The organism is Sporolactobacillus sp. KGMB 08714 (genome assembly GCF_036598985.1).
GTDB lineage: Bacteria > Bacillota > Bacilli > Bacillales > Sporolactobacillaceae > Sporolactobacillus.
Map to the genome: position 1 here is coordinate 1 of NZ_JAUUBW010000026.1, position 21,282 is coordinate 21,282.

Below are 21,282 nucleotides of genomic sequence, written 5' to 3' on the forward strand. Positions count from 1 at the left end.
GGCGTACCGGGACCGGGTGCTGCCGCCGGACGTCCGGGCGCGGGTCGGCATCGAGATGGCGTCGCCGCTCGGCTGGCGCGAGTTTGTCGGGACGGACGGGGCGCTGGTGACGATCGGCCGCTTCGGCGCGTCGGCGCCGGGCAGCCGCGTGACGGCGGAGTACGGCTTCACGCCGGAACATGTCGCGGAAACGATGAAAAGCCTTCTTTAAAAAATGATAAGATAAAACGGAATATTTGGCTGGAGCCGGAGAGTAAGAGCACGGCTTCTTCATTCAGACAGAAAAATCCGTCCGGGAAACACAACGATGTTTTCCGGACGGATTTTATTTGAAACAGCAGCTGCCGGGTTCAGAAGCCGTGACAATCGGTCTAATCGGATAACGGAAGATGACTGTTGCTGATCATGCTGACGATCCTGACGAGACGGTTATCTGATGCTGCGGTCCGGCAGAAAAGAAAAATGTTTCTGTTTATCCCTTTTCCTGAGCGACACACGAGATCTCAATGCTTGCCTGTTTCGGCAGAGCACCGATCTGAACGGCGGACCGTGCAGGCAGCACGCCTTCGGAAAAATAGCGGGCATAGACTTCATTAACAGCCGCGAAATCTCCGATGTCGGCGAGATAGACCGTGGCACTGACAACGTCCGGGAAACCGAGTCCCGCTTCATTCAGGATTGCGCGGATGTTCTGAAAAACCCGATCCGCCTGCTCTTCAATGGCACCCTCGACAATCTTTCCTGTTTCGGGATCAAGCGGGATCTGTCCGGAAACGAACAGAAAGCCGCCCGTGCTGACAGCCTGAGAATAAGGACCGACCGCTTTTGGCGCCCGGCCGGTGGCTATTTGCTTTTTCATCATTGCACCCCCAAAAGATGAAAATCGGACTTCAAAATAATCCGTCCGTCACGCTTGGTTTTATGAATAATCTTATTTTAACACATCGTGCAGCGGCCGGGGCCAAACTATTTCCGTTTCTCTTTTTTCGCAGGCCGGGCATCAAGACCGATCTGACCCGTATTCTGAAGTTTTCCGATCCGTCTCACCATCCAGGACTCTGCCTTGCTACTTATTGGATGTAGGAGGTGATAGAGAATGGCGACCAGTACAATCACGGAATCGGCCATGGTCCTGACATTCGACAACGGACTGAACGAAAAAGGCGAACCGGCTTATGTAACCAAATCATTCAGAAACATCAAGCCGAACGCCTCGTACGATGCGCTGCTTGCGATCGCGCAAAAGCTCGGACCGTTGCAGCAGCACGCGCTGATCTCGGTCGAACGCAACGATACGGCCAAGATTACGGCCTGACCCGGTAATCGGATCGAAAATTTTTAAGAATAGGAGGCAGCCTAATGAAAAGACTGAATCTGGTTTTTCTCAACCAGCAGGGCAGGAATGTGACACTGACGCTTAATGATCCGGTTGAACCGGCCGATCCTGCAGCCATCAAAGCCGCCATGGCTGAGATCCTTGCACAGAATGTTTTCATATCGGCAAGCGGTGAGCTGACTCAGGCGAAATCGGCACGAATCTCGGAAAGTATTACAACGCCTATCTCGATTGCCTGATCGAACGGGCAGAAAATCGGACATTATCCAAAGCCGGAGAGAAAAGCAAAAGTCTCTTCGGCTTTTTCTGAAACTGAAAGCAGGCGAAGGAGCTGTTCGCGACTTTTTCCTGAAAGGAGGACTGTCGGATGGACATGTGGTTCGCTATGATTAAAGATGTCGGTTTTCCTGCCGTTGTAACCTTTTATCTGCTGTACCGGATCGAAGGCAAGCTCGATGAACTGATTCAATCGGTCCGGACGCTGCCGCTCATGCAGGCTGCCGGACGGTCGGAAGAAAGCGATCTTCAGAAACTGAAAGTACAGGGATAAAGAAAACTTGCCGATTGGCAAGCCTTTAGGCGAAGCCAGAGGCCTAGTTTCACTTAGGATAAAGAAAAAAGCGTCCGGTCGGACGCTTTTTTAGCGGCAGAAGCGATCACGGGCACCGTGATTTTTTGAAGAAGGCCGCCTAAAAAAGCATGGCCGTTTTTTTAAGGATCGGCCAACTTCCGATCAATAGATTAAGTTTTGTCAGATGATCCGTGACAAAGTTATGATTAGTAAGTGTTGTGAACGCCGGGAGGGCGCCACTATAATGAAGACAGGGAGGAGGAATCAGGCAAGGATAGATAGAAAGATGAAAGCGCTGTTATCCGGGCGCCTGGCAACATTCCGGATCTGTATCCGATTTTACGGAGGGGAAAGGCAAGGGTCCCCTCCTTTACAGACAGCTTAAAATAATGCGGACCTGGATCGGAAAGAATAACGATGCAAACTTAGATCCGGAGAGAATGACGATTGGTCAACGTTCATACAAACGAAGGAGGTTGAATGTTATGCCGGAAGGCAACGGTATAAAAACAGGCGTTCAGAAATTCGGCAATTTTCTCAGCTCAATGATTCTGCCGAATATCGGCGCATTTCTTGCTTTTGGTATTGTTACAGCATTATTTATTCCGACGGGGTGGCTGCCCAATAAAGCACTGGCTGAACTGGTCAATCCTTTTGTCAATTATTTGCTTCCGTTATTAATCGGCTATACAGGAGGCAAGATTGTCAACGGCCATCGCGGAGGGGTTGTCGGCGCAATCGCAACGACGGGCATTATCGTCGGCACCGACGTTCCAATGTTCCTCGGTGCCATGATTATGGGACCGCTCGGCGGTTATCTGATTAAGAAATTCGATCAACTGGTTAAGGGAAAAATTAAAACGGGCTTTGAAATGCTCGTCGATAATTTCTCGGCAGGAATCTTAGGGGCTATTCTGGCAATTATCGGGTTCGTTGCGTTCGGCCCCATTGTCGATGTAGCGAGCAACGCTCTTGCCGGCGGCGTCGGCTGGCTGATTAATATGGGACTGCTCCCGCTGGCGAGCCTCTTCATTGAACCCGGCAAAGTCCTGTTCCTGAACAACGCGATTAATCACGGCGTTTTGACGCCGATCGGGCTGCAGCAGGTCAAAACGGCCGGCCATTCCGTATTGTTTTTGCTCGAAGCGAATCCCGGCCCCGGCATGGGCGTCCTGATGGCGTATTGGTTCTTCGGGAAAGGGAATGCCAAAGAAACGGCACCCGGCGCAGCCATTATCCATTTCTTCGGCGGTATTCATGAAATCTATTTCCCATATGTTCTGATGAAACCGCAGCTGATTATCGCAACGATTCTCGGCGGCATGAGCGGCGTCTTCACATTGGTGACGCTGCACGGCGGGCTGGTCGGACCGGCATCTCCGGGCAGCATCATCGCGGTCCTGATGGTTACGCCAAAATCTCTGCCGATTTTTCTGGCCAACATAGCCGATGTTCTGGTAGCCTTTGCTGTATCTTTCCTGATTTCTTCCTTTATACTGAAACTGGATAAAGGCGAAGCCGGCGATCTCAGCGAAGCAACCAGGAAGATGGAGAGTCTGAAAGGCAAAAAGAGCCGTGTATCAGGGATGCTGGCAAATGGTCAAACGATTGATCCGAATAAAATTGAAAAAATCGTTTTCGCTTGCGATGCCGGCATGGGCTCAAGTGCCATGGGTGCCTCTCTGCTGAGAAAAAAGGTGAAAGCCGCCGGGCTCAATATTGATGTAACGAATGCTTCGGTCAGTTCCATACCGGGAGATGCTCAGATCGTCATCACGCAGTCCGGACTGACGGATCGTGCCAAAGAAACCGCACCCGACGCATATCATGTGTCGGTAGACAATTTTCTGAGCAGTCCTGAATATGACGAACTGATTGATCGGCTGAAGAAAAGGACACAGAAGGAAGACATAAAGCAGGAAACAACTTCTGAAAATATATTGGCTGATGAAAATGTACTGAAAAAAGAAAACATCTTTTTGAACAAATCTTTTTCCAGCAAAGAGGAAGTCATCCGCTTTGCGGGGCAGGCACTGGTTGACGGCGGTTATGTCAATCCGTCCTATGTTCAGGGAATGCTTGAACGTGATCGGGAAATGTCCACTTATATGGGAAATGAAATTGCCATTCCCCACGGCACTGAAAAAGTGAAGAAAGAAGTGCTTTCTTCAGGAGTCATTATCGTTCAGGTCCCGGACGGCGTTGATTTTGACGGGAACAAGGTTCGTCTTGTTTTCGGAATAGCCGGGAAAAACAACGGCCATCTGAACATTCTCTCTAAAATTGCCGTTGCCTGTGCCGATATTGCCAGCGTCCGGAAAATGGCCGGGGCTAAGACGGCAGATGAACTGATAGCGGTCATTAATGATACAATCATGCAAAATGGCTGACTTTCGATGCATCAAAAAAGTGTGAGAGTAAAGGAAAAAGAAATGGGTTGGTCCGATGTTTATTACCAACAGAGAAAAAACGATTTTGGAACTGTTGATTAAAACGGGCGGAAGACACACATCATTATCTATTGCGACCTATCTTCAGGTCAGCGTTCGTACGATTCACCGCGACCTGAAAAAATTAGAAAGCAGTCTGGCGCATTTTGGCCTGAAACTGCAGGTAAGAGAGAACGGCAGTCTGTACATTGACGGATCCGACGAAGCCATTTTTAAACTTGTTCAGACGCTCTCGAAGGTTCAGCCGCTGGATCTTTCGGTTAAAGAACGGAAACTCCTGCTGCTGCTGAATCTGCTCGGGGCCCGCGGCCCGATGAAAACCGGACCGCTCGCCAAGGATCTGGGTGTGTCCGTCACAACGCTCCACGCTTATCTGGATGAACTTGCGGACTGGATCGGAGATTTTGATCTGGAAATCAGCAGGAAGCGTGGCGTCGGCGTTCAATTGGAAGGCTCCGAAAGTGCAAAAAGGAAAGCACTCGGCAGCTTCTTCCTGTTCTACTTTAATGAAGAATTGATTGAAGCGATCTTTCAGCTTTCCGGGACGGACCGGGAATCGGATAAACTGATTTTACATTACTTCAAAGCGGATTATCTGGTCGAAATCGAACGTGCGATTAAAGAGGATATCGGGAAAATGTATGCCGAGCTGGCGGACAGTGATTATGTGGGGTTCATGATTCAGGTGTGCATTGCTTTGCAAAGATTTGAATCGGGCTTTTTCCTGACAAAGGATGACGCTGAGCATGAACGGTCCGATGAGAGGGAAGCGCTGCCCCTGATAGAAAAAATCAGCCGTGTCTTTGCCGAGCGCTTGTCGATCACGCTTTCCGAACCGGAAAAAACTTTTCTTACGGTTATTCTGAAAGGCTCGCATCTGCAGGATGCGGAATCCGTCTATTACGACAGCGTAATCACGGGCAAAGCCGTAAAAAAACTGATTCAGCATGTTTCTCGGCAGCTAAACATAGATCTGACAGGCGATTTCTCGCTTTTCCAAGGATTGATGGCTCATCTTGAACCGTCGCTGTTCAGAATAAGAAAGAATCTCGGTTCGTTCAATCCGCTGACCGAACAGGTCAGAAAGCAATACCCCGCGCTGTTCTCTGTGACCGGCAGCTGCCTCGAAGAAGTTTTTAAACACATTGCCTTTCCGGATGATGAGGTTGCCTACGTGGTCCTTCATTTCGGATCGGCGCTGGAACAAAGAAAGCAGATCATGGAAGTCCGGACGCTGGTCGTTTGCCCGACCGGCATCGGCGCGTCGAAAATGCTGGCTACACGCCTGGAAAAGGAGATGCCCGAACTTCTATCGGTGACGATTGCTTCGATCAAGAAAATGGGGCAGATGGATCTAAAAAATTTTGATCTGATTCTCTCAACCGTGCATTTGCCGAGGCAGGAAATTCCCTGCATCTTTGTTAATCCGCTGCTGAGTAAAGAAAACATTGCCGAGATTCATGAGGCAATCGGACAATCGGCTAAAAAAAAGATTAGACCCGTCTATTTATCACAGAATAAAAAGGGGACTGCGTTTTCGCCGCAGAAAAAGCCGTCTTCTCTTTATGACCTGATCGATCAGATTGACGCGGCGGAACAGGCGATCAGAAAAATTTTAAAAAATTTTTCGGTGATGCGCATTCTGAATGCGGACAGCATGGAAACTGTCATAAAGCCGGCTGTGGATCAAATTTTTCGCAGCCATCTGATTCGTGACGCAGAGGCCGTGTATCAAAAATTACTGGCCCGGGAGAAAATGGCGGGGCTCGGCATTCCGGGCACCAATATGGCTCTGTTCCATTGCCGGGATCAGTCGATTCAAACGCTGTCCTTTCAAATTGCCCATTCGGACCGCCCCGTTACATTAAAAGGGATGGACGGCCGAAACGTCAATGTCAGCAATTTTCTGCTGCTTCTCGTTCCGGAACATTTGACGCTGGTCCAGCAGGAAGTGGTCAGCACGATCAGCTCATCATTGGTCGAAGACAGAGAAAGCACGCTGATTTTTGCCTCAGCCAATGAGAGGGTTATCCGTACAAAAATGGAAGAGACATTCTATCAATTTCTGCTCAATAAATTTACAAAGGACTGATGATTTTATGGACCGTGTTGTGCATTTTGGTGCCGGAAATATCGGAAGAGGGTTCATTGGAGCGCTCTTTGCTCAATCGGGCTATCATGTCACCTTCGTCGATATTGCCGAACCGATCATCGATGCATTGAATGAAAAGGGGACCTATAAGGTCAGAACGGCTGAGGAAAATCAGGAGACCTTCGATATCCGCAATGTCTCCGGTATTAATAATAAGACCGATCCGGAAAAGGTTGTCGCAGCGATCGGACAGGCAGTCTATATTACGACGGCGATCGGCCCTAAAGTTCTGCCTTTCATCGCTCCGCTGATCGCACGCGGGCTCACGGAACGGCTGAAAACGTCAGATGAGAAGGTCTATATCATTGCGTGCGAAAATCAGATCAATGCAACCGATCTTTTGAAGAAAGAAGTCCTGAAGGCTCTGGATATCGGGACTCTGGATAAGCTTGAAGGGCGGGTGTATTTTCTCAATTCCGCAGTTGACCGCATTGTTCCGATTCAGCATAATGAGGAACTGCTCGATGTCCTGGTCGAATCTTATCACGAGTGGATTGTCGAAACGGCGGAGAAAGTGCCTCCGGTAAAGGGGATGCAAATCGTTTCCGATCTTGCGCCTTATATCGAAAGAAAACTGTTTACCGTAAACACCGGACATGCGGTCACCGCCTATTTGGGCTATCTGGCCGGGAAGAAGAAGATTCATGAGGCGCTGCTCGATCCGACCATTTACGGGCAGGTCAAGGCAACCATCGAAGAAACCGGCGCCTATCTGATCAAACGTTATCGGTTTGAACCTGCAGTGCACGAAAAGTATATCGAAAAAATCCTTCAGCGCTTTCAGAACCCTAAACTCAATGATGATGTGACTCGTGTCGGGCGTTCGCCGATACGAAAACTCGGACCTGAAGACCGACTGGTTAAACCGGCAAGAGAGGCTGAGAAACTCGGGCTTTCTTTTGAACATCTTGCGGGAGCGATTGCCGCCTGTCTGCGATTCGATGCGGAGACGGACAGCGAAGCGGTTGAACTTCAGAAAGAGCTGAAAGAGCATGGCGTGCTCTGGGTTCTGCACGAAATCAGCCATCTGGATGAAACGGATGCCGTAACGAAAGCAGTTGTTCGCCTCTATCAGCAAAATCAATGAACAAATTCAGAATATCCGTATAAAAAGAGGCTGCCTCAAGGGCCAGTCTGCAATGAAAAATGAGTGCGCCGGGAAATCCTGTCGCACTTTTTTTATATACATACGCGGCGAAACGGGCTCGAACGCCCATATCAGGTCCGTCTTAAATGCGTGAAGCCATCTGGAAATTAGAAAGGACAAGTCCTTGGGCGGTCATCTTTGGACACGCAGTTGCTATATGTCCACCCTTGGAAATATGTTCAAAAATATCGTTGAAAAGTGTATCGAAGGGCAATATCTTAAAGAGGCGGGGGCTTACATCCACGGCTTGAAATCTGCGGCATTGCCTGTTTTCCGGCAGATTATTGCGGGAATTCGTAAAAGTTCTCGCGGGAGCGACTGATCTGCGGCGGCTCCGCGAAGAGCGTCGCCGTGATATGATGGTATAATCAGGGAAACGCCGCAGGCATTCAGGAAAGGCACTTTCGAATCGGCGGAAAACGGATCAGATTGAGCCTTCCGGTTTACGGAGCCATAGCGGCTACTAAGTGACCAGAGAGGGTGGAGCCTGATGCGGACTGTAAAAGTGAAAAACATAGAGATCGGTGCCGGAGTTCCAAAGATTGCCGTTCCGATCATCGGCCGGGATCTGCCGGATCTCCGGCGGGAAATCGCCATACTGAAAAGAGTGCCTGCGGATCTGGTTGAGTGGCGTGCCGATTTTCTCGATGCTGCGGGTGAAGAGAGCGAAGTAATGGACACGGCGTCGGCGATCCGTCGGCTGCTGCCGGATCTTCCGATTCTGTTTACGTTTCGTACAGCGAAAGAAGGAGGAAATCGGCAGGTTGGCTCCGACCGTTATGCTGCGTTGAATAAAAGGATGATCGGGAGCGGTCTGATTGATCTCGTCGATGTGGAGCTAAACAGCGGCGACACGGTGGTTCGTGAACTTGTCGAAACGGCTCACCGGTCCGGAGTAGCGGTGATTCTGTCCAATCACGAATTCCAGCGGACGCCGAGCGAAGAGACAATGATCCGCCGGCTCTGCGCGATGCAGGAAAGGGGTGCCGATATTTCGAAGATTGCCGTTATGCCGCAGACAAGCGCCGATGTTTTAAAACTTTTAAAAGTCACGAATCTGATGAAAACGACATTTGCCGATCGGCCGTTCATTACGGTTTCCATGTCGGGGAAGGGTGCCATCAGCCGGCTGACAGGGGAACTGTTCGGTTCGGCACTGACTTTCGGGTCCGCGGAGACAGCGTCCGCTCCGGGACAAATCGGTGCCGGGAAGCTGGCAGAATGGCTGGCGTTTGTCCATGACCAGCTGACGGAATAAAAGCTCAATCGGTTGGATCCTGAAAATGAGCCGCCTGTTGCCGGAACTATTTAAAGAGGAGAGCCGAGGCGCTCACTCGCTCAGCTTTCTTCTTATAAGCTGCCGTTCTGTGAAGTCGGCACGGCAGCACCGCGCTGGTTGGCCGGGAGAGCTGAATAGGCTGAAAACATTGGATTAAGAAAAGCCCAGGCAACATTGCCGCATCTAATTTCTATCGGTCACTATGCTATAGGCAATCAGCCTCCCGCTGCTATGTTATAATTGTTGAAAAAGAAATCATGATGCCGGGAGAATAGGATGCAGCCAGACCTAATACCGAATGTGCCGCCACAAAGAGTTCATCGATTATATTTCTCCATAACAGCTAAGTTCTGGATCAGCCATCTCTTATCTATATGCTGGGTCACTTTCTCTATTTATATCTCACTGCCATGGTTGGAAGATCTTTCACAGATTATCACATTTCCCGGTGCGCTCTTCGTCATTACCGGAATTGCGTATGTCCCGGGGTATATGAATGCGTTCCTGATTGCAAGTCTCCTGTTTGACCGCCAGCCGGCATTCAAAAATATTCATCCGGCCGATCCCGTGACTTTGCTGATTGCGGCGCATAACGAAGAAGACACGATATTGAATACGCTACGTTATGTAAGCAGACAGGACTATGACGGGGAAATGACCATCATTGTGATTAACAATAACTCCTCTGACCGTACTGATGACGAAGTATTACGTGCGGAGAAGGAACTGGGAATAAATGTATTGGTTCTTCACGAAAAGATACCGGGGAAATTTAATGCTTTGAATCATGGCCTTGTCCACGTGACGACGCCGCTTGTGATTACGCTGGACGCGGACACCCTGCTCCACCGTTCTGCCGTACGCTTCCTTGTTGCCCGCCTGGAAAGCAGCCCGCCCGAGGTTTGTGCTGTTGCAGGGTCCATGTTGGTCCGGAACAGTCGGGAAACAATTTGGACACGAATCCAAGAATGGGATTATTTTCTTGGCATAGCCTCAATCAAGCGTCTGCAGGGCCTCTATCAAGGAACGCTAGTTGCCCAGGGGGCTTTCAGTTTATACAGGACGGAATGTATCAGAGAGATTGGCGGCTGGCCCGATGCAATCGGTGAAGATATTGTTTTAACGTGGCGTTTGCTGCAGAAAAAATGGAAAGTGTACTTTGAACCGCTTGCAGTTGCGTTCACCGATGCTCCGACAAAACTGAAAGAGTTTGTGATACAACGGGCAAGGTGGGCTAGGGGAATGATTGAAGGCCTGAGGGAGATAAAACCCTGGCATCAACCGCAACTCTATACAAAATATTTGACGGGGATTAATTTGATCATGCCATATCTTGATTTTACGTACACTTTTTGCTGGATCCCTGGTCTGATTCTGGCCTGCTTCGGCTATTTCTGGATTGTCGGCCCATTAACCATTCTGGTCCTGCCCCTCACTCTGATCAGTTTTGGCCTTCTTTATTCCTATCAAAAATACGCTGTCTTTCGGAAACTTCATCTTTCTATCAGAAAAAATTTTCTCGGCTTTATTCTGTTTATCTTAATCTATCAACTTATTATGTCCCCCGTCTCTGTCTGGGGTTATCTTCAGGAATTTTTTGGATCCAAAAGGATTTGGTGAAAGAACCGCGTTCTTCCGGATCAATTTTACATTAAGTACCATTGTCTTATGGATGAATTTCTTACCGGAAAGCACTGACTTACCAACAATATGACGGTTTTGGGCCAGGCTAGCAGAAGACAGATCAGTATCCCCTGCGCGGCACGTCTGAGATCGTTTGTTTCAAACAGGCTGGCGCCGCTCAGCCAACCTGGATCACGCCGAATGAGATGTGAGCGGCCTCTGCAATAAACGATGTTTTTCAGAACGGCCGAATCCTGCCTGCACCCGGCTAAGGGTTGCCGGACCTGAAGCTACGATACATCAACGACACCATAACCGTATTCCTTCGCGATCCGATGTGTGACTGTCAGGAAAGAAATTTCGGGTACACCTGCTGCAGAGCCACTGATTGCAGATACTCTTCTGGCGATCTCTGATCTGCCGGGCAGCCTGGTCATGAGAATTTTCTATCCCAGCGGTCATCCCGCTGATTCGTTTTCATTCATTTTTCTGGACATCGCTCTTTATAAAATAAATAATAAAGAAAACGAATGAATGGGGTGGTGGGTGGACGTGCATTATCAAAATCTGGGCAACACCGGTCTGAAAATCTCAAATTTGGCTCTCGGAACGATGGCATTCGGCCGCTGGATTGACGAACAGGAGTCGGATAAAATCATCGATCTGGCACTGGACAGCGGAATTAATCTAATCGACACGGCTAATTTTTACGGGAAGGGGCAGGATGAACCGTTCCGATACGGCACCGGCGCTTCTGAAGAAATCATCGGAAGGGCGCTTAAAGGAAGACGGGACAAAGTTGTCCTTGCCACCAAAGTCGGACTGCCGATGGGGCGGGGCGTTAACGAGCAGGGACTGTCGAAGAAACATATTCTGCAGGCTGTCGACGACTCTCTGCGAAGACTTCAAACCGATTATCTCGATCTATACCAGGTGCATCTTTTTGATCAGCAGACGCCGTTGGAAGAAACGATGGAGGCTCTGACCAGTCTCGTCAGGCAGGGCAAAGTCAGATACATCGGCTGTTCCAATTTTGCCGCCTGGCAGATTGAAAAGTCGAAGAGGATTGCCGAATCCGGCGGCCTGTCATCATTTATTTCTTCTCAATCGCAGTATAATCTGCTCTCCCGAGAGATCGAACAGGAACTCATACCTTACTGTCTCTCGGAAAATGTCGGTTTGCTGGTCTACAGTCCCCTGGCAAGAGGCATGCTGACCGGGAAATATAGCCGTGACAGCAGCTATCCGCAGGGGAGCCGGGCCGCCCAGGGCGAGAAATTGATCTTTCAATACTTTAACGATCGCAGCTTCGAACGGGTAGAGAAGTATAAACGTATTGCAGAAAAATATAATCGAAAACTGGTTCAGTTTGCCTTCGCCTGGATTCTGAATCAGCCGGCTGTCACCTCGGCCATTCTCGGCGCGAGCAAACCGGATCATGTCACTGACGCCGTAGCCGTCAGCGACTGGAAGTGGGATGCCGATCTGCCGGAAGAGGTTAACCGTATCTGAGAAACAGTCTGTTTTCTATTTCAAACGAATAAATAATCCGTATTCAATAATGCCGGCATCAGGACCCTGTGCCGGCATTTTTACACAAAAAAGAACCGGAGAGCTTTTTTTTTTTCAAATTTCTCTCCGGTTCTTGAGTTTTAAGAAGGCCTGTGAAACAGCTTCATTTTAATACACGGGGAGGTCACCGTATGAGAGCTTTTTCAAAGTCCAGTGCGAACTTTCATCACGAAGCCGGCAATCGTTACACTTTTTTCAAAAGCGACTCGTCCATTGCATAAGTATGCTTTTTTTCCGGGAACTTCTGAGATTTGACGTCCTGAATGTATTCACCCACAGCATCTGTAATGGTCGCATTCAAATGTGCATATTGTTTGACAAATTTGGGAGTGAACTCGGAATACGCGCCGAGAATATCATTGATGACCAGAATCTGCCCGTCACAATAACGGCCCGCGCCTATTCCGATAGTCGGTACACTGACCTTCTCGGTGATTATCCGGGCGAGCTCTTCAGGAACGGCTTCAAGGACAATGCTGAAGACTCCGGCCTCTTCTAAAGCGAGGGCATCTTCAATCAGGGCCCTGGCCTTTGCCTCCTGTTTGCCCTGGACCTTGAAGCCGCCGAAAATATTGACAGACTGAGGAGTGAGGCCGATGTGCCCCATCACCGGAATCTGGGCGTTAACAATTGCCTTAACTGTCCCCGCCATATTTTTTCCGCCCTCGAGCTTGACGGCTCCCGCTTTTCCTTCCTGAATCAGCCGGCCTGCATTGCGGACTGCCTCCTCCGTGCTGACATGATAGGATAAAAAAGGCATGTCGCCGACCACTAAGGCATGCTTAACTCCCCGCGACACACATGCGCAATGGTAAACCATATGATCCATCGTCACTTCCAGCGTCGAGTCATGCCCCTGCATAACCATTCCGAGAGAATCTCCGACAAGAATGGCGTCTATTCCGCTTCCGTCGATGATCTGTGCCATCGAATAATCATAGGCTGTCAACATGGTAATCTTTTCTTCCTTCTGCTTCGCCTTAGAAAAAGATTGTGTGGTGAATTTACTGTTCATTATGACCGCTCCCTCTCAATAATTTCTGAAATATTTTTGCCTGCTTCTCGTTTAATCTCTGATTCTGAATCATTTGAACCGTACTGAGTGCGAGGCTTCTGTAAAATCGCTCCTCGTCCGGCAACTCTTTTGCGATCGCTTCCAGATGAACGGATAGGGTATTGTAATCTGCACGAACGATCGGACCGGTCAGTGCATTCACTGCCCCTTCGCCTTCAATATTTTTCAGAGTCGCGTCGATCAGCGGCCGGACAGCCTGGAAAAGGGTCTTTTCGTCCATTCCGGCAGCCTGCATCAATTTCATGCCGCAGTCAAGCAGCGTTACCAGATAATTGGAAATGACGCAGGCGCCCGCATGATAAAGCGCTTTCTTTTCAGCCGCTATCATGTTGTATACTCCGCCGGTTTTATTGAGTATGTTTTTGACGGCTTCCATGGCTTCCCCCATTCCTTCGATACTGAACCATGTCTCCTCAAGCCGCCTGGCGTTTTGTGCCGGGTCATCGCCGAAACTGAGCAATGGATGCATACTGCCCACAGAGCCGCCCGCCGCTTTGATTCCCGACAGGCAATCGGACGCCAGTGCTCCGCTGACATGAAGCCATATTTTATGAGCGCCTGTCGATTGATTATTCAATAAGGAGGCGGAAACCTGCCTGTCGATATCCTCGAGAGCATGGTCGGTTGTCGTGATCAGGAGCAGATCACAAGCTTTCGCGAGGCCGTCGATGGTTTTAAAGTCATTCGTGCCGGTAATTTGAGCCGCTTTTTGTGCGGACTGAGAAGTCCGGCTGTAATAACCGGCTAAAGTCAGATCGTGATTTTTGAAATATAAACCGAGTGCTTTTCCGACCTTGCCGGCACCGATAAATCCGATTTTCATACCGATCATCTCCGGACAGATAAATAGACAAGCCTGATTTTTGCGATCCATTTCACAAAATCAAAAACGATGAAAATAAAAATGCCTTTTCCATTTGCCCGCAGTCCCGACCATTCAGGACGTGCCTCCTTTTACAAACGAAAAAGACATCATTTCTCGGAAATGATTTATTAAGAGTCTTTGTCACAAAGGATCAAAGCAAATTGTATGGTGCGGCATTCCTGCCTCATTGTAAGTCTGCAGCAAGCATTTCCCGCCCGCCGTTCATGGTGCCGTCATGTGTACAGTTCATAAAGATACTGCCACAAATAGTGACGGCACGATTTTCTTAAATGACAAAATATTCAGGGCACCCTTTAAAACTGAGTATAGGCCATCCATATTTGGAATTCAAGAGCTAATTACAGGAAAAAATTTCTTGCTGATGAAATAAATAAATGATGGCAGGACCCGGATGATAACGTTGCCGATCCGGCTTGTCCGATCGCGCACATCGGCAGCATCTGTATTCCCGTTATACATTGCATCGTTTGCCGGCCGCTGCTTCGCCGTTCACACTTATCACAATCAGATACAACGGACAAGAGGATATCTTCCTTTGTTTTCTTCGTCAATGGATGGTCCAAATTCTATTTTTCCCTGTGTCATTACGATTCTAAAGTGATTGTTTTCTTTCAAAACATCAACAGGTAAAATGCCGGCTCCGATTTTCTGGTATTATTCTTGAGCTGCCCAGTTTATTTTTCAAAGCACGTGCATAATGAGCCGCTATCGTTGCGTGACCGCACGAGGGCACTTCTCTTAATGGGGTAAAGAAGCGCAGATGAACGTCATAAGTGTCATTATTCGATGAGAATATAAACGCTGTTTCAGAATTATTCAGTTCACGGGCAATCCTTTGCATATCGTTTTCGGATAATCCATCGGCATTGGTTATGACGCCTGCCGGATTCCCTTTAAATTTCTCTTTTGTAAAAGAATCGATCTGATATAAATGGTATTTTTTCATGTTCTTCTCTACCGCTTATTTTGAAAGATTATGGCTTTTATGCTGTTGTTATATAGTCATTAAAGGTAGGCTGAACAAGAGTACAAGTACGCACTTCTTGATAAGTCACTAACCGATTGGAAAGAGAGATAAAGAATGAGCAAAGATTTTTCAGAGACTGATAAAAACAAAAGGCAGAGAGACTTTCAGTGCTCTATCGGATTTTCAATAACGGTAATTGGAAGCAAATGGAGAACGATCATTCTATGGCACATATTGAAATCGCAGCCGATAAGATATGGACAGCTCAAAAAATCAATTCCCAATATCAGTCATAAAGTCTTATCTGAGGAACTGCATCATCTTAAAATGGATGGATTAATTGAGAGAATCGCTTACGCAACCATCCCGCCAAAAGTTGAATACATACCGACGCCAAGGGGTAAATCGTTGAAAAATATTCTTCGGGAATTATGCAATTGGGGGAAAGAATACTTTTAATAATGTCTATAAATTTTGGAATAATGTTTCATAGGGTTTCCTTATCGAACGCTCTGTTTGCAGCTGGCAGCCGGTGCGGACTTGTTTATGAGCCGCTCACATCTGAAGCTGAGGAAAAGGAGAGATAATACCGGATGCAAACGGAACACAATCAGAAAAAAGGGCGGCAGAAAAGAAGAATCATCAGCCGGTTAATTGGAAGGTGGCAGTATAAAAATCTGATGATTACAAAGGCAAGAAATGCAGTCATTGTCATTTTAATTTAAAGCGCCTGTTCTTGTGAAGATTATCGATTTTCGTATAGATTTACACCTGGCAAAAATCAAAAAATTCCACAGATCAAACTGATATGAAAGCTGATGGCGGCAATTAGAAATTTCTAGTCCATTGGGAAGATTGTCCTATCCCATTCTGATATTCCGGTTTTATATAATGAGTTATCCGAGGAACGACCGCTTCAATGGAATTATCTGACACGTTCCCGCCTCGCTGTTTATTGAAAGCATTTTCCAGAAGCTGTCGCGTACTATCTCTTTGCCGATCAAAGGTACGTGCTAAAATAAAATTTATCATTTTTACCTGAGCCTGATCCGTGTGCTTGTGTCCGGAATGAATGGCGGAATAATGATCCTCTTTAATGCAAATCATCAAGAGTGCAAAATCAATCTTTTCACGTTGTCCTATTAATTTTTCTTTTTGTCTCTGAATGATTCGCTGCCGTTCCATAATTAAATTTTTTTCGCTAAACGGGGTTTCAGCAGCTTCGACAGTTCATCATTTTGCGGAAATTCAATTAACAGCTCCATTTTTCTAACAAAGTAGCGATTCCGCTGATTAAATCATGTCCTTCTGCCTTGCTTAAAAGGCTTCCGATCATGCAGAAGCTCAGTGTGCACTTCTGAGCATAAGTTGCAACGGCAACCTGAAACTGGGGGATGCTCCGAAAACTTCCGGTCAGCAGGCAATGGAGAATGGTGTTGTCTTCAAAATGAAAGCGCTGGTCGAGAATGCCAAAATTAGTATACGAAACGGTTTGAACATGATAGTGTCTTGAAATCAGCCGGCGAAGGAAGAAAACCGGTAATTTGCGATAAAGGAATTGCAGCATCGGCGCGGCTTGCAGAAAAGCCTTCTGCTTTCTTAAATCGGCTATCTGATGATGAATTTTTCGGGCAATAACTGATACGTCATCTTTCCGGTCAACTGAAATCAACAGGCTGTACTCACCTGTTAAATTTGCGATGCGCAGCGAACGGCCGGGAAGGAACTGTCTGAGATCTGTCGGACACGGCAGCGGTATTTCTCTTAAATTTGTCTTTTTCGATAATTGAATGATGTACGCAGCCATAATCACGTCATTAATTGTAAGATGATCTGTTTTTGCTTTCTGACGAATCTTTATAAACTGTTCTTCCGGTATGTCGACATAGTCAATAAACTTTTTTGAAACCTGTTCATCGGTAAAAGGAATTGTTAAGGCACGATCAGGCAGGCTCATCTTCGATTTATATTTCGAGCCATGACTCAGTAACGCATTAACCAGAGATTCGCTTGAACGCTCATTATGAATACCGGCTGTTTCTTGCTGATTGTAACTGTCGGCCAATAAATAAAGAAATTCCTTGAAACCTGATCCATCGGTGAATATATGACTCATTACCATATAAACGATAGGTTCGGGGGCACTCTTTATAAAAATTTTAAGCTGTGCATCTTTAAGAAAATCAACGGGCTGTGATAACGGATCTTGACTTTCTTCAAGTTGAACAATCACCGTATGGGGTACTTTTGCAGCACGCCAACGATTTTTTACCGGCTGGTAATGGCAGAAAATTTCCGGCAGCTGTCTGCCCACGCGATCAACGGCCCATTGAAGGCGATCAACATTAATCGGCAATGACAACTGAATCAGGCAGGAAACAATGGGGTACATTTCCTCAAAAGCAACTGTATGAAGCAAATCCATGGGTTCGCCTTGATAATAATGTTCCTTAACCAACCGGCATTCCTCTTTTGTACTCAATTTTTTGGTTCGGCTGGCGCTCGCCATACAATAAGAGCCGGCTTTCCCCGTTATTGGCCGCTTTCAAATTATCCCTATGAATTTTTCCAAAATAGCCATTGACGGAACGACGGCTCTCTCATCGACACATCGTATTTTCCTATGCCGGGCTCTGTCGCCGCAACTGATTCTCCGGCGGTCCCGGAGAGCTATTATTGATCGCCTTTTTAAACAGTCTGTGGCCGGTTTTACAAGATCAAAGAGAAGCGGCGGCTCCACACAAAGGTTGTCTCTTTTAAAAGTATATCATGAAAGCATGGGTTATCTATTTATGGCACAGTATGCGAAGGAACCGGCTGTTCATAAATACGGCCTCTAAGCGATCAATATGTGCCTATGAAATGCCTGGTATGGAAGCTCTCGCTTATGCTCAATACTTTTGCAGCAATACTTATAAACCGCACAATGAAAAGATTGAGGCTCAGCATATTGAAGAACCCGGGGACATAGAGTCATGCCAATTGTTCCAAAGGTTCCTTCAAATGAACAATTGCAAGCCCGGGCGCCATTCCTCTGCGATGATGCTTTCAGCCAACCTGCCGCCGGGGGCTATGAATTAGCCTCCGGCTTTTATGAATTGTGCTCCACAGAATTAAAAAGCGGGCAGCCCGCCGGAAGATTCATGATGACTGCCCACGCCTGATGTGCCTAGTCGTTTAATTTTGTTTTAATCATTGCATTGTTTCATTGAAGTAGATTCAATGGCTTCATGACTGAGCGGTTCCGGCCTTCCTTACTTAGTGTGTCCTGATGTCTTTGCGGCGCACCAGCAATAGTACCGAAATACAGCCGATCAGGAGCATTCCGCCCGCAAGCCAGACGACATCGGCTGTAGAAGAGAGGAATGCACCTTTGGCGGCAGTCTGCAAAGACGGAAACAATGGACTATGAATGTAAGGATTAGTCTGTCCGGAACTCCCTTTTAATCCCAGACTGCCGGCCATGGGGCCTGCCTGCTGGATGCCGGAGATGATGCTGCGCCGAACGCTGCTCCCGAGTCCTGCCAGATGCAGTGCAGATATTTTAGCTGCGATCAAAGTATTATAACGCTGGTTCAGAAGCGCACCGAGCAGGGCGATGCCGAATGCTGTGCCCACCTGCCTGCATAGGTTATTGGCACCCGATGCCATGCCCGCCAGTCTTGGCTCTGCCGTTCCCATTGCAACGGCGGACATGGGGGGATTGACAATCCCGATTCCGATACCGGACAGGATCAGGCCTGGCAACAGAACGATCCATTGATTCGGTTCACTGGCGCCGCCGAGCCTGGTCATCAGAAGGACCCCTGCGCAGCAGAAGGACATTCCGATGAACATCATCCACTTCGCGCCGACTCTGTCGGTCAGGCGTCCGGCCAGCGGTGCGCCGACCAGAACAAGCAATGACAAGGGCAGAAGACGCAGCCCGGCCCCGAGAGCATCAAAACCGAGCAGGTTCTGCAGATACAGGCTCAAGTAGAAGAACAAGGCGTACATGCCGCTGCTGACCGTGAAGCCGGCAATGGCTGCTCCCGTAAAGCTTGGCACCTTGAACAAACGCGGGTCAACCATCGGATGTTTTATTTGAGGTTCAATCAGTATGAATGCCAGCAGGGCCAGCCCCGAAATTACGAACAGTGTCAGGATGTAGCCGGATGTCCATCCTTTCGAACTGCCCTCCATCAATGCAAGGATCAGGCAGAACATGCTTGCTGTAATGGTCAATAAGCCGAAAATGTCGATTCGACGGGGAGCGGCTTCGTCTCTGGAATCATGAATGGCCCAGGCAGCGATGGCGATGCCGATAATGCCGATCGGAATATTGATATCGAAGATCGACTGCCAGTTAATGTTCTGTACCAAGATGCCTCCGAGCAAAGGCCCGATCGCGGTGGCCAGTCCCGCAACGCCTCCCCAGATTCCAAAGGCTGTCCCGCGTTCGCGCCCGTGAAATGTGCTTGATATCAGCGCCAGGGAGAGCGGCATCATTGCCGAGCTGCCTAACCCCTGAATGCCTCGGGCAATGTTTAACACCTCAGCGGGTGTGAGCGTTCCTATATGGATGTCACCGGCTACGGCGCATAGAAAGGAGCCGATTGTAAAAACGGCCACACCAAAGATGAATACTTTTTTTCTGCCGAAAATATCACCCAGCCTGCTGGAAGTTACCAGCAATGCAGCAAAAACCAGCGAGTAGGCATTCATGATCCATTCGAGATTGGAAATCGACTCATTCAGATCATGCTGAATACTGGGCAAAGCAACATTGACGATCGTTACGTCCAGTAATGACATGAACAGACCGAAACAAATTGCGCCGAGTGCCCACCAGCGCCTCCGCTGATTTTGAACTTCATTGTTTGAACCCATATCACCTGCTAGCTCCTTCACTGTTTATTTATTTTTTTCAGCCTCGACAGATGCCAAACGCTTCTCAACCCACGTCAGTTTGGCCTGCATGACATTCATGTCGTAGTCTGAGACGGTCAGAATGTTGGGACGTTCACCTTCATCTATGTTTGGATTTTTCCTGATTCGTTCCGTTAATTCTTCAACGCCGCTCAGCAGCATTTCCAGGAAGATCTTGTACTGGAGCAGAATGTCCCGCTGCAGCTCTTTAGACACATATTGAAACTTGCTCAATTTCACACGAAACAAATCTTCTGTATCGTTGTTGTGTTCAAAAGGTTTCTGCATCAGCCGCTCAAATTCGCTGCTGCCTGACGGGGTAAGCTCATACACCTTTCGCGGCCTCCCTTGTCCCGTCCCCGTTTCGCCCGGAATTTGGCGGATGAATCCGTCGTCTTCCATGCGCCGTAAAACGGGGTATAATGTGCCCCAGCTAATCGGACGCAGCGGTCCCAGCACCGCTGAAATGTTGCTGTGTAACAGATACCCGTGCATCGGTTTTTGTTTCAGTTCGCCCAGTATGAACAATTCATACAATCCGGATCGCCTCCCAAAACGTAAAATCAGATCTAACGAACTGATATAACTAAATATATATCGCAACGTTATAAAAAGCAAATATAAAATTTTATTCGAATGATTTTGCGAATGACAGATCTCGGGCGAAAGCAGGGGTGAAATACGGAGCCTATTATTTTCCGGCTGTTTTTAATAAAGGGAAGATTTTAGAAAGAAATTTTTATTTCATAATTTGCATGTGCGGTTAAAACAGACAGAGGTATCAATGCAAAAACGCTGTGGGAGGGAGCGTGATATTGTGCTGAATCTTGCAATTGATAATGAGTGAAGACTCTGCTACTCTAAATTCGTGCAAAATCCGTTCTACAATGTATACAGATCTTAAGTAGAGGATAAGAGCTTGGATAGCAGCATTCAAAATAAAAGATCGGCAGTTGCCTTCTACTTGTTGGTTTTCATGCTTTCAATACTCTTCTGGCTGTTCGGTGCTTTTGCCGGATTCCTGTCGAAAGAGCTGCGATGGATTTACCGGTGAGCTCTCTCATGACTTTCTTGACCTCTTTTGGCGGCCGTGACTCTTGTCTATGGAAAGGAAAAATCCCAAGGAATCGGAAAATTATTTAAGAAGGTTTTTAAAATCAGGGGAATTAAACGACTTCGGACACTGCCCACCTTATTCCTAATGCCGGCCATACTGCTGCTGTCTTATTGGGTGATGGTATTTTTAAGACTGCCGCTTCCCAAAGCACATCTTTCATTTCCGCAGTGCCCATCCTTTTGATTGAGTTTTTTATTGC

General features: G+C 47.8%; 20 protein-coding genes and 2 pseudogenes. 14 read left to right on the top strand and 8 right to left on the bottom strand.

The window, feature by feature from the left end:
* Positions 1–211 (top strand): transketolase-like TK C-terminal-containing protein (locus Q6A92_RS12400; protein WP_443029730.1); only part of this gene is annotated, 211 nt, incomplete at its 5' end.
* A gap of 261 nt (positions 212–472) precedes the next feature.
* Here the strand turns inward: Q6A92_RS12400 and Q6A92_RS12405 are convergent.
* Positions 473–862, bottom strand: coding sequence for a RidA family protein (locus Q6A92_RS12405; RefSeq protein WP_274398325.1), 390 nt, complete (start codon positions 860–862; stop codon positions 473–475).
* Between the two features lie 234 nt (positions 863–1,096).
* On the opposite strand from Q6A92_RS12405, the gene Q6A92_RS12410 reads away from it, so the two are divergent.
* From Q6A92_RS12410 to Q6A92_RS12455, 10 genes and pseudogenes are all read left to right on the top strand, one after another.
* Positions 1,097–1,315: a DUF1659 domain-containing protein gene (locus Q6A92_RS12410; protein WP_274398327.1), complete on the top strand. Its 219-nt coding sequence runs from the start codon at positions 1,097–1,099 to the stop codon at positions 1,313–1,315.
* Between the two features lie 44 nt (positions 1,316–1,359).
* Positions 1,360–1,575 carry a DUF2922 domain-containing protein gene (locus tag Q6A92_RS12415; protein ID WP_332238312.1) on the top strand — a complete coding sequence of 72 codons (216 nt, stop codon included), beginning with the start codon at positions 1,360–1,362 and terminating at the stop codon, positions 1,573–1,575.
* Between the two features lie 128 nt (positions 1,576–1,703).
* Positions 1,704–1,823, top strand: a pseudogene (locus Q6A92_RS12420) (YvrJ family protein); the annotation flags it as partial.
* A gap of 569 nt (positions 1,824–2,392) precedes the next feature.
* Positions 2,393–4,297 carry a PTS mannitol transporter subunit IICBA gene (locus Q6A92_RS12425; RefSeq protein WP_274398331.1) on the top strand — a complete coding sequence of 635 codons (1,905 nt, stop codon included), beginning with the start codon at positions 2,393–2,395 and terminating at the stop codon, positions 4,295–4,297.
* A 55-nt stretch (positions 4,298–4,352) separates the two neighbouring features.
* Positions 4,353–6,449, top strand: coding sequence for a BglG family transcription antiterminator (locus Q6A92_RS12430; protein ID WP_332238314.1), 2,097 nt, complete (start codon positions 4,353–4,355; stop codon positions 6,447–6,449).
* Positions 6,450–6,456: 7 nt separating this feature from the next.
* On the top strand, positions 6,457–7,596 hold the full coding sequence (locus Q6A92_RS12435) for a mannitol-1-phosphate 5-dehydrogenase (RefSeq protein ID WP_274398334.1): 1,140 nt from the start codon (positions 6,457–6,459) through the stop codon (positions 7,594–7,596).
* A gap of 157 nt (positions 7,597–7,753) precedes the next feature.
* Positions 7,754–7,879 (top strand): annotated as a pseudogene (locus Q6A92_RS12440) (IS200/IS605 family transposase); the annotation flags it as partial.
* Between the two features lie 264 nt (positions 7,880–8,143).
* The gene (gene aroD, locus Q6A92_RS12445) at positions 8,144–8,914 is read left to right on the top strand and encodes a type I 3-dehydroquinate dehydratase (RefSeq protein ID WP_274398748.1); all 771 of its coding nucleotides are present in this window, start codon (positions 8,144–8,146) and stop codon (positions 8,912–8,914) included.
* A gap of 297 nt (positions 8,915–9,211) precedes the next feature.
* Positions 9,212–10,555, top strand: coding sequence for a glycosyltransferase family 2 protein (locus Q6A92_RS12450; protein ID WP_332238315.1), 1,344 nt, complete (start codon positions 9,212–9,214; stop codon positions 10,553–10,555).
* 555 nt (positions 10,556–11,110) lie between these two features.
* The gene (locus Q6A92_RS12455; protein WP_332238316.1) at positions 11,111–12,070 is read left to right on the top strand and encodes an aldo/keto reductase; all 960 of its coding nucleotides are present in this window, start codon (positions 11,111–11,113) and stop codon (positions 12,068–12,070) included.
* A gap of 244 nt (positions 12,071–12,314) precedes the next feature.
* Here Q6A92_RS12455 and panB read toward each other — a convergent pair whose 3' ends face one another.
* From panB to Q6A92_RS12470, 3 genes are all read right to left on the bottom strand, one after another.
* On the bottom strand, positions 12,315–13,145 hold the full coding sequence (gene panB, locus Q6A92_RS12460) for a 3-methyl-2-oxobutanoate hydroxymethyltransferase (protein WP_332238317.1): 831 nt from the start codon (positions 13,143–13,145) through the stop codon (positions 12,315–12,317).
* Entirely contained in the window at positions 13,135–14,028 is an 894-nt protein-coding gene (locus Q6A92_RS12465; RefSeq protein WP_274398338.1) for a Rossmann-like and DUF2520 domain-containing protein, read from the bottom strand. The genes panB and Q6A92_RS12465 overlap by 11 nt, the downstream gene beginning before the upstream one ends.
* A gap of 682 nt (positions 14,029–14,710) precedes the next feature.
* Complete coding sequence (locus tag Q6A92_RS12470) at positions 14,711–15,037, bottom strand: PhzF family phenazine biosynthesis isomerase (protein WP_274398339.1); 327 nt, start codon at positions 15,035–15,037, stop codon at positions 14,711–14,713.
* A gap of 135 nt (positions 15,038–15,172) precedes the next feature.
* On the opposite strand from Q6A92_RS12470, the gene Q6A92_RS12475 reads away from it, so the two are divergent.
* Positions 15,173–15,517, top strand: a complete 345-nt coding sequence (locus tag Q6A92_RS12475) for a winged helix-turn-helix transcriptional regulator (RefSeq protein ID WP_332238318.1) — start codon at positions 15,173–15,175, stop codon at positions 15,515–15,517.
* 134 nt (positions 15,518–15,651) lie between these two features.
* Positions 15,652–15,783, top strand: a complete 132-nt coding sequence (locus tag Q6A92_RS12480; protein ID WP_274398342.1) for a hypothetical protein — start codon at positions 15,652–15,654, stop codon at positions 15,781–15,783.
* Positions 15,784–15,886: 103 nt separating this feature from the next.
* Here the strand turns inward: Q6A92_RS12480 and Q6A92_RS12485 are convergent, their stop codons facing one another.
* Together Q6A92_RS12485 and Q6A92_RS12490 are read right to left on the bottom strand one after the other, a co-directional pair.
* Positions 15,887–16,243, bottom strand: coding sequence for a hypothetical protein (locus Q6A92_RS12485; RefSeq protein ID WP_274398343.1), 357 nt, complete (start codon positions 16,241–16,243; stop codon positions 15,887–15,889).
* A gap of 67 nt (positions 16,244–16,310) precedes the next feature.
* Positions 16,311–17,516, bottom strand: a complete 1,206-nt coding sequence (locus Q6A92_RS12490; protein WP_332238319.1) for a hypothetical protein — start codon at positions 17,514–17,516, stop codon at positions 16,311–16,313.
* A 517-nt stretch (positions 17,517–18,033) separates the two neighbouring features.
* Between Q6A92_RS12490 and Q6A92_RS12495 the strand changes: the two genes are divergently transcribed.
* Complete coding sequence (locus Q6A92_RS12495; protein ID WP_332238320.1) at positions 18,034–18,222, top strand: hypothetical protein; 189 nt, start codon at positions 18,034–18,036, stop codon at positions 18,220–18,222.
* 94 nt (positions 18,223–18,316) lie between these two features.
* Here Q6A92_RS12495 and Q6A92_RS12500 read toward each other — a convergent pair whose 3' ends face one another.
* Positions 18,317–19,927, bottom strand: coding sequence for an MFS transporter (locus Q6A92_RS12500; RefSeq protein WP_332238321.1), 1,611 nt, complete (start codon positions 19,925–19,927; stop codon positions 18,317–18,319).
* A 24-nt stretch (positions 19,928–19,951) separates the two neighbouring features.
* Positions 19,952–20,503 (bottom strand): PadR family transcriptional regulator, encoded by a 552-nt coding sequence (locus Q6A92_RS12505; protein WP_332238322.1) that lies wholly within the window; start codon positions 20,501–20,503, stop codon positions 19,952–19,954.
* Positions 20,504–21,282 lie beyond the last annotated feature (779 nt).